Source organism: Citrobacter sp. RHB35-C17, from assembly GCF_013816795.1.
GTDB classification, from domain to species: Bacteria; Pseudomonadota; Gammaproteobacteria; order Enterobacterales; family Enterobacteriaceae; genus Citrobacter_A; species Citrobacter_A amalonaticus.
Map to the genome: position 1 here is coordinate 2,272,619 of NZ_CP057150.1, position 12,624 is coordinate 2,285,242.

13 protein-coding genes are annotated in these 12,624 nt (G+C 56.1%); 12 read left to right on the top strand and 1 reads right to left on the bottom strand.

All coding sequences use genetic code 11. The annotated features are described in order from the left end of the window. The first annotated feature begins 215 nt into the window (after positions 1 to 215). The 7 genes from HVZ37_RS10760 to HVZ37_RS10790 are packed head-to-tail and all read left to right on the top strand — an operon-like array spanning position 216 to position 7,103. Entirely contained in the window at positions 216 to 1,082 is an 867-nt protein-coding gene (locus HVZ37_RS10760; RefSeq protein ID WP_044267623.1) for a MurR/RpiR family transcriptional regulator, read from the top strand. Between the two features lie 14 nt (positions 1,083 to 1,096). Then, complete coding sequence (gene ddpX / locus HVZ37_RS10765) at positions 1,097 to 1,684, top strand: D-alanyl-D-alanine dipeptidase (protein WP_044267621.1); 588 nt, start codon at positions 1,097 to 1,099, stop codon at positions 1,682 to 1,684. 15 nt (positions 1,685 to 1,699) lie between these two features. Then, on the top strand, positions 1,700 to 3,250 hold the full coding sequence (locus HVZ37_RS10770; RefSeq protein ID WP_181628424.1) for an ABC transporter substrate-binding protein: 1,551 nt from the start codon (positions 1,700 to 1,702) through the stop codon (positions 3,248 to 3,250). A 44-nt stretch (positions 3,251 to 3,294) separates the two neighbouring features. Next, positions 3,295 to 4,317, top strand: a complete 1,023-nt coding sequence (locus tag HVZ37_RS10775; protein ID WP_054177023.1) for an ABC transporter permease — start codon at positions 3,295 to 3,297, stop codon at positions 4,315 to 4,317. After that, complete coding sequence (gene ddpC, locus HVZ37_RS10780; protein ID WP_181628425.1) at positions 4,314 to 5,201, top strand: D,D-dipeptide ABC transporter permease; 888 nt, start codon at positions 4,314 to 4,316, stop codon at positions 5,199 to 5,201. Before HVZ37_RS10775 ends, ddpC begins: the two co-directional genes overlap by 4 nt. Continuing rightward, complete coding sequence (locus tag HVZ37_RS10785; protein ID WP_044257945.1) at positions 5,201 to 6,187, top strand: ABC transporter ATP-binding protein; 987 nt, start codon at positions 5,201 to 5,203, stop codon at positions 6,185 to 6,187. Before ddpC ends, HVZ37_RS10785 begins: the two co-directional genes overlap by 1 nt. Next, complete coding sequence (locus HVZ37_RS10790; RefSeq protein ID WP_043000698.1) at positions 6,180 to 7,103, top strand: ABC transporter ATP-binding protein; 924 nt, start codon at positions 6,180 to 6,182, stop codon at positions 7,101 to 7,103. The genes HVZ37_RS10785 and HVZ37_RS10790 overlap by 8 nt, the downstream gene beginning before the upstream one ends. Positions 7,104 to 7,178: 75 nt before the next feature. Here the strand turns inward: HVZ37_RS10790 and osmC are convergent, their stop codons facing one another. Then, positions 7,179 to 7,610, bottom strand: a complete 432-nt coding sequence (osmC, locus tag HVZ37_RS10795) for a peroxiredoxin OsmC (protein ID WP_043000697.1) — start codon at positions 7,608 to 7,610, stop codon at positions 7,179 to 7,181. Between the two features lie 227 nt (positions 7,611 to 7,837). Between osmC and sra the strand changes: the two genes are divergently transcribed. The 5 genes from sra to HVZ37_RS10820 all read left to right on the top strand — a co-directional run bounded on the left by sra (position 7,838) and on the right by HVZ37_RS10820 (position 12,616). Further along, on the top strand, positions 7,838 to 7,981 hold the full coding sequence (gene sra, locus HVZ37_RS10800) for a stationary-phase-induced ribosome-associated protein (RefSeq protein ID WP_042319017.1): 144 nt from the start codon (positions 7,838 to 7,840) through the stop codon (positions 7,979 to 7,981). A gap of 171 nt (positions 7,982 to 8,152) precedes the next feature. Continuing rightward, positions 8,153 to 9,850 (top strand): malate dehydrogenase, encoded by a 1,698-nt coding sequence (maeA, locus tag HVZ37_RS10805; protein ID WP_044257943.1) that lies wholly within the window; start codon positions 8,153 to 8,155, stop codon positions 9,848 to 9,850. 308 nt (positions 9,851 to 10,158) lie between these two features. After that, complete coding sequence (locus HVZ37_RS10810) at positions 10,159 to 11,874, top strand: ABC-F family ATP-binding cassette domain-containing protein (RefSeq protein WP_181628426.1); 1,716 nt, start codon at positions 10,159 to 10,161, stop codon at positions 11,872 to 11,874. Positions 11,875 to 12,053: 179 nt separating this feature from the next. Next, positions 12,054 to 12,332 (top strand): type II toxin-antitoxin system RelE/ParE family toxin, encoded by a 279-nt coding sequence (locus HVZ37_RS10815; RefSeq protein ID WP_181628427.1) that lies wholly within the window; start codon positions 12,054 to 12,056, stop codon positions 12,330 to 12,332. Next, positions 12,332 to 12,616, top strand: coding sequence for a HigA family addiction module antitoxin (locus tag HVZ37_RS10820; protein WP_043000693.1), 285 nt, complete (start codon positions 12,332 to 12,334; stop codon positions 12,614 to 12,616). Before HVZ37_RS10815 ends, HVZ37_RS10820 begins: the two co-directional genes overlap by 1 nt. The last annotated feature ends 8 nt before the right edge of the window (positions 12,617 to 12,624 follow it).

The following is a 12,624-nucleotide window of genomic DNA, read 5'->3' on the forward strand; positions in this document are numbered from 1 at the left end:
CGCCTGCGTATCCGGCAGATAACCGCCCTTTCACCTTACTGTTGCACCAAAACTGCACTACGCTGCACAAATGTTGATCATAAGTTAACTAATACGGCATTAATTTAACAATTAACGCCCGTCGCGGCGGCGTTTTTGAACATGGCACGCGTCCTGCATTGTTAATGAACTAACAGTCAGTGGACATTTGACAGCCTGGTAACAGCGAGACGGTGATGACAGCAAAACCTGAGTTACTGAACCGAATTGAACAGACCTTCAGCCTGCATACGCCGAGTGAAAAGCGGGTTGCCAGTTGGCTGTTGACCCACGTGGCGCAAATCCCGTTTGAAACCGCCGACAGCATTGGCAAAGCGACGGGCACCAGCGGGATTACCGTTGGGCGCTATCTGCGCAAAATCGGCTATCGCAATCTGGAAGATGCTAAAGCCAGCCTGCGTGAACTGCCTTCTGTCCCCTATCAGCCCTGGGGGATGAACGAGCGTCTGGACTCCTGGCAACAACAGCAACAGTTGCCGGACCGCGCGCGGCAGTCGCTATCGCTGGAGATTGACGCGATCGCCCATGTTTATCAACTGGCGCAAGGGGACGCTTTCCAGCGTATTACCCGACAACTGGCGCAGGCGGAAGCGGTGTATGTTCTGGGGATCCAGTCGACGCGGGGGATCGCCAATGCCTTCTTCAGTCATCTCGAATATCTGCGTCCTCGGGTGAACTACTCCGAAGGGCTCTCCGGCAGTTGGGTGGAATCCCTCAACTCCGGATTTGAGAAACCGTATGTGGTGCTGACCGATACCCGCGCTTACTCCGCCATCGCCCGGCAGTACTGTCGCGTCGCCAGCGAGCGGCACATTCCGCTGGCGCTGATCACCGATGTCTGGTGTCCCTGGGCGCGGGATTACCCCATTGATTTACTGCAGGTGAAAACGGACACCGGACATTTCTGGGATTCGCTGGCGCCGGTGAGCTGCCTGTTCAACCTGCTGCTTTCCGGCGTGGCGGAACAACTGGGCGATTCACTTACCGGGCGGCTACAGACCAACCGCCAGTTACAACAAGAATTTGGTCAATTCGAACAATAAACAGGAAACGTGCTATGTCTGAAACTCCGCAACTGGTCGATCTGTCGGTGATTTTTCCGACGCTGGATATCGACCTCAAATATGCGACCGCCGATAACCTGACCGGCGCGCCGATTTATCGCGAATCGCGCTGCCTGCTGCACCAGGATGCGGTCACCGCGCTGGCGAAAAGCATCAGCATTGCGCAACTGGCGGGCCTTTCTCTGGTGGTGTATGACGCCTATCGTCCGCAACAGGCACAGTCAATCCTGTGGGATGCCTGCCCCGATCCGCAGTACGTGGTCGATGTAGCCATCGGCTCGAACCACAGTCGCGGAACGGCCATCGACGTCACGCTGAAAGACGCCAATGGCAAGATCCTCGATATGGGCGCGGGTTTTGATGAAATGCACGACCGTTCACATGCATATCACCCTTCTGTTCCTGCCGCTGCACAGCGTAACCGGTTGTTACTCAACGCCATTATGTTTGGCGGTGGCTTTGTCGGCATCAGCAGCGAGTGGTGGCATTTTGAGTTACCCGCCGCGAGTCGCTATCCGCTGCTGGAAGACTGTATTGCCTGTTTTCCCGTTACAACCACAACAACACACACCTCTTTTTGATTCCGGAGCGTCGTCATGAAAGTAACTTCGTTGTTTCGTCCCGCGTTGATTGCCGTTTCCCTGGCGATGGCCCTGCCTGCGGTCCAGGCTGCCGTCCCGAAAGACATGCTGGTGATCGGTAAAGCCGCTGATCCGCAAACCCTTGATCCGGCGGTGACTATCGATAATAACGACTGGACGGTGACCTACCCGTCCTATCAGCGTCTGGTGAAGTACAAAACCGAAGGCGATAAAGGCTCAACCGAGGTGGAGGGTGACCTGGCAAGCGGCTGGAAAGCCTCTGATGACCAGAAAGAGTGGACTTTTACGCTTAACGATCAGGCCAAATTTGCCGATGGTTCCCCCGTCACCGCTGAGGCGGTGAAACAGTCCTTCGAACGCCTGCTGAAAATCAGCCAGGGGCCGGCAGAAGCGTTTCCTAAAGATCTCAAGGTAGACGCGGTCGATGCGCACACGGTGAAATTTACCCTCAGTCAACCGTTCGCCCCGTTCCTTTACACGCTGGCCAATGACGGCGCGTCCATCATCAACCCGGCGGTGCTGAAAACGCATGCCGCAGATGACGCCCGTGGTTTTCTGGCGCAAAACACCGCAGGTTCCGGGCCGTTTATGCTGAAAAGCTGGCAGAAAGGCCAACAGCTGGTGCTGGTCCCGAACCCGCATTATGCCGGTCCAAAACCGTACTTTAAACGCGTATCGGTGAAAATTATCGGCGAGAGCGCGTCGCGTCGTCTGCAACTGTCGCGCGGCGATATCGACATCGCGGATGCCCTGCCGGTGGATCAGCTTAACGCGTTAAAACAGGAAGGCAACGTCGCCGTAGCTGACTATCCGTCACTGCGCGTGACCTATCTCTATCTGAACAACAGCAAAGCACCGCTGAATCAGGCGGATCTGCGCCGGGCGATTTCCTGGTCCACCGACTATCAGGGAATGGTGAAAGGGATCCTCAGCGGCAACGGCAAACAGATGCGCGGGCCGATCCCGGAAGGCATGTGGGGTTACGACGCCTCTGCGTTGCAATACAACTTTGATGAAGCCAAAGCGAAAGCGGAATGGGAAAAAGTTGCCAGCAAACCCACCAGCCTGAGCTTCCTCTATTCCGACAACGATCCGAACTGGGAGCCGATCGCCCTTGCCACTCAGGCCAGCCTCAGCAAACTGGGAATTACCGTCAAGCTGGAGAAACTGGCGAACGCCACTATGCGTGACCGTGTAGGCAAAGGTGATTACGACATCGCCATCGGCAACTGGAGCCCGGATTTCGCTGACCCCTATATGTTCATGAACTACTGGTTTGAGTCTGACAAGAAAGGACTACCCGGTAACCGCTCGTTCTATGAAAACGCCGATGTCGACAAGCTGTTGCGCAGTGCGCTAAGCACCACCGACCAGACCGCCAGAACCAAGGACTACCAGCAGGCGCAGAAAATCGTCATTGATGAAGCGGCCTACGTCTACCTGTTCCAGAAGAACTACCAGTTAGCGATGAACAAAGAGGTCAAAGGCTTCGTGTTCAACCCGATGCTCGAACAGGTCTTTAATATCGGCACCATGAGCAAATAAGCCACGTTAATGCGGAGCCGTACAGGCTCCGCAAGGGGAAGCCAATGACTTTCTGGAGCATTTTGCGCCAGCGCTGCTGGGGACTTGTCCTTGTGGTGGCCGGCGTTTGCGTCATCACCTTTATTATTTCGCACCTGATCCCCGGCGATCCGGCGCGCCTGCTGGCGGGCGACCGGGCAAGCGACGAAATTGTCGAAAACATTCGCCAACAGCTTGGGCTGAATCAACCGCTATATGTGCAGTTCGCGCGTTACGTGAGCGATGTCTTCCACGGGGACTTAGGCATTTCCATTCGCACCGGGCGTCCGGTGATGGAAGAACTTCGCGTCTTTTTCCCGGCAACGCTGGAACTGGCCTTTTGTTCACTGCTGCTGGCGCTGGTCATCGGTATTCCGTTGGGCATTCTTTCCGCCGTCTGGCGTAACCGCTGGCTGGATCACCTGGTACGTCTGATGGCAATCACCGGTATTTCGACGCCAGCCTTCTGGCTGGGGCTGGGCGTCATCGTGCTGTTTTACGGCCATCTGCAAATTTTGCCGGGTGGCGGACGACTGGATGACTGGCTGGATCCGCCAACGCATGTAACCGGGTTTTATCTGATCGATGCCCTGCTGGAAGGCAACGGTGAGGTCTTTTTTAATGCCTTACAGCATCTGATTTTACCGTCGTTGACGCTGGCGTTTGTTCACCTGGGAATTGTGGCGCGGCAAATCCGCTCCGCGATGCTGGAACAGCTCAGCGAAGATTATATCCGCACGGCGAAAGCCAGCGGTCTTCCCGGCTGGTACATCGTGCTGTGTTATGCGCTGCCCAACGCGTTGATCCCGTCAATTACCGTGCTTGGACTGGCGTTGGGCGATCTGTTGTATGGCGCGGTACTGACCGAAACCGTCTTTGCCTGGCCCGGAATGGGCGCCTGGGTGGTGACCTCTATTCAGGCGCTCGATTTCCCGGCTGTGATGGGCTTCGCCGTGGTGGTCTCTTTTGCCTATGTACTGGTCAATCTGGTGGTGGATCTGCTCTATCTGTGGGTGGACCCGCGCATTGGGCGTGGAGGTGCTGAATGATGTTAACCGAAGAGACGCCGGTACGCGTGACGCGTCGGCGCATTGACTGGGCCAGACTGCTCTGGCTGATGAAAAGCAGTCCGCTGACGATGATTGGCGGTGTGATTATTGTCCTGATGCTGTTGCTGATGGTGCTGTCGCCGTGGATTACGCCTTACGATCCGAATGCAATCGATTTAAGTGCGCGGCTGTTGCCGCCAACGGCGGCGCACTGGTTCGGAACCGATGAGGTTGGACGCGACCTGTTCAGCCGCGTGCTGGTGGGCAGCCAGCAGTCGATTGTCGCCGGGCTGGTGGTGGTCGGGATTGCGGGCGGTATTGGCTCACTGCTCGGCTGCCTGTCCGGCGTCATGGGCGGTCGCGCTGACGCCATCATCATGCGGATGATGGATATTATGCTCTCGATCCCCTCGCTGGTGCTGACGATGGCGATGGCCGCAGCGCTCGGGCCGAGCCTGTTTAACGCGATGCTGGCGATTGCCATTGTACGTATTCCCTTTTACGTGCGTCTGGCGCGGGGACAAACGCTGGTCGTGCGCCAGTTTACCTATGTTCAGGCCGCCCGCACGTATGGCGCTTCCCGCTGGCATTTGATTAGCTGGCACATCCTGCGTAACTCGTTGCCGCCGCTGATTGTGCAGGCATCGCTGGATATTGGCAGCGCCATTCTGATGGCGGCCACGCTGGGCTTTATCGGGCTTGGCGCTCAGCAACCGAGCGCCGAATGGGGCGCGATGGTCGCGATTGGCCGTAATTACGTTCTCGATCAGTGGTGGTATTGCGCTTTCCCTGGCGCCGCCATCCTGATCACGGCCGTCGGTTTTAACCTGTTCGGTGATGGGATCCGTGATTTGTTAGATCCGAAAGCAGGAGGAAAACAGTAATGACTCAACCGGTGCTGGAAATAGATGATTTACACTTGAGTTTTCCGGGATACAAGGCCGACGTTCACGCCCTGAGCCATGTGTCGCTGCGCATTCAACGCGGCGAGATTGTTGGCGTGGTGGGTGAATCGGGTTCAGGGAAGTCAGTCACCGCAATGCTCACCATGCGCCTGCTGCCGGAAGGCAGCTACCGCATTCATCAGGGGCGCGTCTCGCTACTGGGCGAAGATGTGCTGAACGCCAGCGAGAAACAAATGCGTCAATGGCGCGGTGCGCGCGTGGCGATGATCTTCCAGGAGCCGATGACGGCCCTCAACCCGACGCGACGTATCGGCCAGCAGATGGTGGAAGTGATTCGCCATCATCAGACGGTGAGCCGTGCGCAGGCCAGGGAAAAGGCGATTACCCTGCTGGAGGAGATGCAGATCCCCGACGCCGCCGGCGTGATGACCCGCTTTCCGTTTGAGCTTTCAGGCGGCATGCGTCAGCGGGTAATGATCGCCCTTGCCTTCTCCTGCGAACCGGCGCTGATCATCGCTGATGAACCTACCACTGCGCTGGATGTCACCGTACAGTTGCAGGTGCTGCGCCTGCTGAAACACAAGGCCCGCGCCAGCGGTACGGCCGTGCTGTTTATCAGTCATGACATGGCGGTGGTATCGCAACTGTGCGATCGGCTGTACGTGATGTATGCCGGCAGCGTGATTGAAAGTGGTCAGACCGATGCCGTGATCCACCATCCTACCCATCCCTATTCGATTGGCCTGCTGAAATGCGCGCCGGAGCAGGGAGAAGCACGCCAGCCGCTGCCGGCGATCCCTGGCACCGTACCGGATCTCACCCGTCTGCCGCGCGGCTGCGCGTTCCGGGATCGCTGCTTTGCCGCGGGCCCGCTTTGTGAAACGGTACCCGCTATGAGCCCACATGGCGCTGGCGACCAGCACTCGGCCTGCTGGTATCCTCATCTGGAGAATCCTCATGTCTGAAACGTTACTGGCTTTACACGATGTGCACGTCAATTTCCCGGCGAAGAAAAACTGGCTGGGACGGGTCACCGAACGCGTGCATGCGCTCAACGGCATGGATTTACAGATCCGCCGGGGCGAAACGCTGGGGATTGTCGGTGAATCCGGCTGTGGGAAAAGCACACTGGCGCAGTTGCTTATGGGAATGCTAAAGCCCAGCCAGGGGCAGTATCAACAGGATTCATCGTCGACCGAAATGCAGATGGTATTTCAGGACCCGCTCTCCTCACTGGATCCACGTCTGCCGGTGTGGCGAATTATCACCGAACCGGTGTGGATTCAAACACGCAGCAGTGAACGGGAGCGACGGGCGCTGGCGGCAACCTTAGCCAGCCAGGTCGGGATACGTCCGGAATATCTCGATCGTCTGCCGCATGCTTTCTCCGGCGGACAGCGCCAGCGTATCGCGATTGCCCGGGCACTGTCGTCAGAACCGGATGTGATCGTGCTGGATGAGCCGACCTCCGCGCTGGATATTTCCGTCCAGGCGCAGATCCTGAATCTGCTGGTTGCGTTGCAGGCCAGTCGCAATCTGACCTACATTCTGATCTCACATAACGTCTCGGTGGTACGCCATATGAGCGACCGGGTGGCAGTGATGTACCTCGGGCAAATCGTCGAACTCGGCGATACCGCGCAGGTGCTCTCCACCCCGGCACATCCTTATACCCGTCTGCTGCTGGATTCCGTGCCAAAAACCGGCGTGCCGTTGGCTGAAGAACGGGTAATTCGCAAAACGGAATTACCTGGCAACCGGGTACTGCCGACGGGCTGTTTTTTTCGCGACCGGTGCCCGTTGGCGACCCACGGCTGCGAAACTCGACAGGCGCTGCGCAGGCTTGATGCGGGAACTGACGTACGTTGTTGGCGTGCCTGATAATGCCCGGGAATCGTAGGCCGAATTCAACGTATTTATGCCCGGCCAGCATCGCGCGACCGGGCAATACTGCCGTTACGACTTCAGTTGATAATCGAGGGTGATTTCAGCTTTCAACACCTGCGACACCGGGCAGCCGGCTTTCGCTTTCTGAATAATACCGTCGAAGGTGGCGGCATCGATTCCCGGCACGTTCACTTCGCTGTGCAGCGCGATTTTGGTAATCGCAAAACCGGCATCAACTTTGTCCAGCGACACGTCAGCCGTGGTGTCGATAGCCTCCGGCGTAAAGCCCGCCTCACCAAGCATCAATGAAAGCGCCATAGAGAAACAGGCAGCATGCGCTGCGCCGATCAACTCTTCCGGATTGGTGCCTTTCGCCCCTTCAAAACGGGTATTGAAACCATAAGGCTGCTGGTTCAGCACGCCGCTTTCCGTCGAAACGGTGCCTTTTCCGCGTTTGATGTCGCCTTCCCAGTGTGCCTGACCTTTCTTATGGATTGTCATCGTTCGCTCCTTATTGTCGTCGGGATAACAAGTATAGGACGCTCATCCGATTTCGTGGCCGTTAGCAGAGACTTCTTAATTCCCTGCTTACACATTGACCTTTCCGATTAAATGTCCGACTATCAATCAGGTCGGTATCCATCGGTACCGTCGACCTTAAGGGTTATATTTCGTCCGCAGTCATATGGACTCATCCTTGAAACCAGTAACAGGATAAAGGAGTTAGAATGAAATCGAACCGTCAGGCCCGTCATATTCTTGGACTGGACCATAAAATCTCCAATCAGCGCAAAGTGGTGACTGAAGGTGATAAATCCAGCGTGGTGAACAACCCTACCGGCAGAAAACGCCACGCAGACAGCAAAAAGTAACCGCACAGTCCGAATATGACGATAAACACCATCGCAAACGCGATGGTGTTTTTGCTTACAAAAGCCTTAATTCATGCACGATGCTTTATACTCTGTGCCCGATGCCCTGGCGGAATGGCAACATATTATAAAAAGTGCCAGGGACGGATATTCAAAAAAAGAGTGAGTGACATGGAAACCAAAAGTAAAAAACTGCGTTCCCTTTATATTCCTTACGCTGGCCCTGTATTGCTGGAATTCCCCTTACTGAATAAAGGCAGTGCATTCAGCATGGAAGAGCGCCGTAACTTCAACCTGCTGGGGTTACTGCCGGAAGTGGTCGAGTCGATTGAAGAACAGGCAGAACGTGCCTGGATCCAGTATCAGGGATTCAAAACGGAAATCGACAAGCATATCTACCTGCGCAATATCCAGGATACCAACGAAACCCTGTTCTACCGACTGGTTAACAACCATCTCGATGAGATGATGCCGGTGATCTATACCCCAACGGTAGGTGCGGCCTGTGAACGTTTCTCCGAGATTTATCGTCGCGCGCGCGGCGTGTTCATCTCCTACCAGAACCGCCACAACATGGATGACATCCTGCAAAACGTCCCCAACCACAACATCAAAGTGATTGTGGTCACCGACGGTGAGCGAATTCTTGGTCTTGGCGATCAGGGGATCGGCGGGATGGGTATTCCCATCGGTAAGCTTTCGCTGTATACCGCCTGTGGCGGCATCAGCCCGGCCTACACCCTGCCCGTCGTGCTGGATGTGGGAACCAACAACCCGCAACTGCTCAACGATCCGTTATACATGGGCTGGCGCAATCCGCGCATCACCGACGACGAATACTATGCGTTTGTCGATGAATTCATTCAGGCCGTTAAGCATCGCTGGCCGGACGTTCTGCTGCAGTTTGAAGACTTCGCGCAGAAAAACGCCATGCCGCTGCTTAACCGCTATCGCGACGAAATCTGTTCGTTCAACGACGACATTCAGGGCACCGCCGCGGTGACCGTCGGTACGCTGATCGCCGCCAGCCGGGCGGCAGGCAGCCAGCTTAGCGAACAGAAAATTGTTTTCCTTGGCGCGGGTTCCGCTGGTTGCGGTATCGCCGAACAGATCATTGCCCAGATCCAGCGGGAAGGATTAAGTGAAGAAGCCGCGCGTGAGAGAGTCTTCATGGTGGATCGCTTTGGCCTGCTGACTGACCAGATGCCGAATCTGCTCTCCTTCCAGACCAAACTGGTGCAGAAGCGTGAAAATCTGCAGGCGTGGGACAGCGACAACGAAGTGCTGTCGCTGCTTGATGTGGTCCGTAACGTTAAGCCTGATATTCTGATTGGGGTTTCCGGGCAAACCGGTCTGTTCACCGAAGAAATCATCCGCGAAATGCACAAGCATTGCCCGCGTCCGATCGTGATGCCGCTGTCTAACCCCACCTCGCGTGTGGAAGCGACGCCGCAGGACATCATCGCCTGGACCGAAGGCAACGCGCTGGTCGCTACCGGTAGCCCGTTTATGCCGGTGGTCTGGAAAGACAAAGTCTATCCCATCGCCCAGTGTAACAATGCCTATATTTTCCCGGGGATTGGGCTGGGTGTGATTGCTTCCGGCGCCTCCCGCATTACCGATGAGATGCTGATGTCCGCCAGTGAAACGCTGGCCCAGTACTCGCCGCTGGTGCTTAACGGTGAAGGTCTGGTGTTGCCTGAACTGAAAGACATTCAGACCGTCTCGCGCGCCATTGCGTTTGCCGTCGGGAAGATGGCGCAGCAACAGGGTGTGGCGGTGAAAACCTCCGCTGAAGCGCTGTTGCAGGCTATCGAAGAGAACTTCTGGCAGGCGGAATATCGCGACTATCGTCGTACGTCTATCTGACGAACTGCCCGGTAGCACGCGCTGCCGGGCCTTCAGGCTTGCGCTGTCTCATCACTTGCGATTACACTTTCGCCATCGATTAACATTCGGATAAATAAAAGGAGGATACTTATGCTGTACTGTGAACGCTTCATCGCTTCACATGCTTTTGGCGATCGCCAGTGCTCAAGCGTTATCGGTATCGTGCTGCGATAACTTCTGCTTGAGCGAAGCTAACTTCTGAATTCCCCTTCTCTCGGGCTTACCGGGTTATCGTCAGCGATGTTTGACGAGGCGTTTTGACGCCTGTAACTCTTGAGTAAGCAACAATGAGCACATTACTAACCGCACAATCCCTGCACGTTGATACCGCGTTCGGCACGCTTTTCGACGATCTGACGTTTACCCTGAAAAAAGGCGATCGCATTGGGCTTATCGGCTACAACGGCTGCGGCAAAAGCACGCTGCTGAAAGTTCTCGACGGTTCGATTGTCCCGACTGGCGGCAGCCTGGCGCTGGCGAACCACTGTCATCTTGCGCGTGTCGAACAGCACCTGCCCGACGAGATCCTGCCGCTGACGTTACAGGAAGCCGTTCTGGCACAACTTCCTGAACATGAACGGGCCAGCCAGCTCTGGCAGGTCGAGGCGTTACTCGCGCAAATGGGCTTCAGTGTCCAGGATCGGCAATTAACGGCACAAACCTTGAGTGGCGGTCAGCATACACGTTTACTGCTGTCCCGCGCGCTGATGCGCCAGCCTGATCTGCTGCTGCTTGACGAACCGGGAAACCACCTGGATTTACCGACGTTACTGTGGCTGGAGCAGTTTCTACAGAACTGGTCCGGCAGTTTTGTGGTCGTGTCTCACGATCCGCAACTGCTCGACGCGATCACAAACGGCACGTGGATCTTGCGCGATCGTACCCTACACGCCTTTGCATTGCCCTGTAGCGCGGCACGCCAGGCACTGCTTGAACGCGACGCCATCGACGTGTTGCGCCATAAGGCGGAACAAAAAGAGATCGATCGCATCACCGCCAGTGCGAAACGACTGGCCACCTGGGGCCGGGTGTATGATAACGAAGATCTGTCGCGCAAAGCGAAGCAAATGGAAAAGCAGGTATTACGTCTGAAGGAGGTGCAAACGGATCTGACGGCAGGAAGTCAGTGGTCACTAACATTGCGCGGAGACGCGCTGCGGGCAGACCGTCTGCTGGAACTGTCTCAGTTGTCGGTCACGCCTGCCCCGGAGGCGCCGACGCTGTTTACCATTGCGGGCATCCGTTTGAAGAGCGGCGATCGGGTGGCGATTGTCGGGCGCAACGGTTGCGGTAAATCGTCGCTGTTAAAACTGATCTGGCAACATTATCAGACCGAACAGGAATCAGATTCGCTGCGCCTCCACCCTCGCGTGACGCTGGGCTACTACGATCAAACGCTGCATCAATTACCGGATGACGCGTCGCTGTTTGACGCCCTGGAACCGTTCGCCCCGCAGCCGGATATCCGTAAAATGGCGCTAATTAGCGCGGGATTCCCGTGGATACGCCACGCGCAATCGGTCAGTACATTAAGCGGTGGCGAGCGCTCTCGTCTGCTGTTTGTCGGTCTGTCGCTGGCGCGCTATAGCCTGCTGATGCTGGATGAACCGACCAACCATCTGGATATGGAAGGTAAAGAGGCGCTGGCACAGACCCTGCAAACCTTTGAAGGCGGCGTGCTGCTGGTCAGTCACGATCGGCAACTCATCAGCCAGAGCTGTAATCGGTTTTGGTTTGTTGACGACGGCGAGCTCAGCGAATGGCACGATGTCGACGCCATCAATGCCCGTATCCGACAGTCCGCAACAGAACACTTACCAGCGGTGTTGGAGGATAATGCTTCACTGGTCGCGGAGCTGGTTGATGAGGAGCAACTGCTGGAAAAACTGCTCGTACTCGAACAGCGTCTGGCTGAGGATCTGGCGCGAAAACCGAGACACCAGAAACCGCAGTTGCAGGCTCAGTGGCGTAAAGAGATAGACGACATCACCGCGCGTCTTTAACCCTCAATGCCCGGCAACGTGAGGTTTGCCGGGCAATTTGCGTGGCGCTTTCCAGTATTCATCCCCTCTCCTTTTCTCTTTGTTCATTTCGCCACACAATCGCACACGCGATGGCGAAAATTGTTGCGCCGAACGGAACACAATGCTAATGTTCCTCATGAAGGAACGAGGTGAAAAGGATGATCATGAATTTCAGGCACAAGGGATTACGCGACCTGTTTCTTCACGGTAAAACGTCAGGCGTGCTGGCAAAGCACGTCAAACGTTTGCGACACCGCCTCGCCGTGATTGACGCCGCAGGCTGCGTGAACGATATCAACATGCCCGGTTATCGGCTGCATCCTCTGAGCGGCGATCGTGATGGCGTCTGGTCAATATCGGTTTCAGACAACTGGCGTATGACGTTCGAATTTGTCAATGGCGATGCGTATATTCTGGATTACGAGGATTATCACTGATGAAAATGGCGAATCATCCCCGCCCAGGGGATATCATTCAGGAAGCGCTGGACGAACTGAACGTCAGTTTGCGTGAATTTGCCAGAGCAATGGAGATTGCGCCCTCAACCGCCAGCCGTTTACTCACGGGCAAAGCGGCACTCACCCCGGAAATGGCGATCAAACTCTCGGTGGTGATCGGCAGCTCCCCGGAAATGTGGCTAAATCTGCAAAATACCTGGAGTCTGGCACAAGCGCAAAAAAGCGTGGACGTGTCCCGCCTGCGCCGTCTGGCGGTGCAGTAATCGCGTTG

What these genes read in the sequence shown, in the direction of transcription:
- HVZ37_RS10760 (WP_044267623.1), top strand. Translation starts at nt 216, where the DNA reads ATGACAGCAAAACCTGAGTTACTGAACCGAATTGAACAGACCTTCAGC.
- ddpX (WP_044267621.1), top strand. Translation starts at nt 1,097, where the DNA reads ATGTCTGAAACTCCGCAACTGGTCGATCTGTCGGTGATTTTTCCGACG.
- HVZ37_RS10770 (WP_181628424.1), top strand. Translation starts at nt 1,700, where the DNA reads ATGAAAGTAACTTCGTTGTTTCGTCCCGCGTTGATTGCCGTTTCCCTG.
- HVZ37_RS10775 (WP_054177023.1), top strand. Translation starts at nt 3,295, where the DNA reads ATGACTTTCTGGAGCATTTTGCGCCAGCGCTGCTGGGGACTTGTCCTT.
- ddpC (WP_181628425.1), top strand. Translation starts at nt 4,314, where the DNA reads ATGATGTTAACCGAAGAGACGCCGGTACGCGTGACGCGTCGGCGCATT.
- HVZ37_RS10785 (WP_044257945.1), top strand. Translation starts at nt 5,201, where the DNA reads ATGACTCAACCGGTGCTGGAAATAGATGATTTACACTTGAGTTTTCCG.
- HVZ37_RS10790 (WP_043000698.1), top strand. Translation starts at nt 6,180, where the DNA reads ATGTCTGAAACGTTACTGGCTTTACACGATGTGCACGTCAATTTCCCG.
- osmC (WP_043000697.1), bottom strand. Translation starts at nt 7,610, where the DNA reads ATGACAATCCATAAGAAAGGTCAGGCACACTGGGAAGGCGACATCAAA.
- sra (WP_042319017.1), top strand. Translation starts at nt 7,838, where the DNA reads ATGAAATCGAACCGTCAGGCCCGTCATATTCTTGGACTGGACCATAAA.
- maeA (WP_044257943.1), top strand. Translation starts at nt 8,153, where the DNA reads ATGGAAACCAAAAGTAAAAAACTGCGTTCCCTTTATATTCCTTACGCT.
- HVZ37_RS10810 (WP_181628426.1), top strand. Translation starts at nt 10,159, where the DNA reads ATGAGCACATTACTAACCGCACAATCCCTGCACGTTGATACCGCGTTC.
- HVZ37_RS10815 (WP_181628427.1), top strand. Translation starts at nt 12,054, where the DNA reads ATGATCATGAATTTCAGGCACAAGGGATTACGCGACCTGTTTCTTCAC.
- HVZ37_RS10820 (WP_043000693.1), top strand. Translation starts at nt 12,332, where the DNA reads ATGAAAATGGCGAATCATCCCCGCCCAGGGGATATCATTCAGGAAGCG.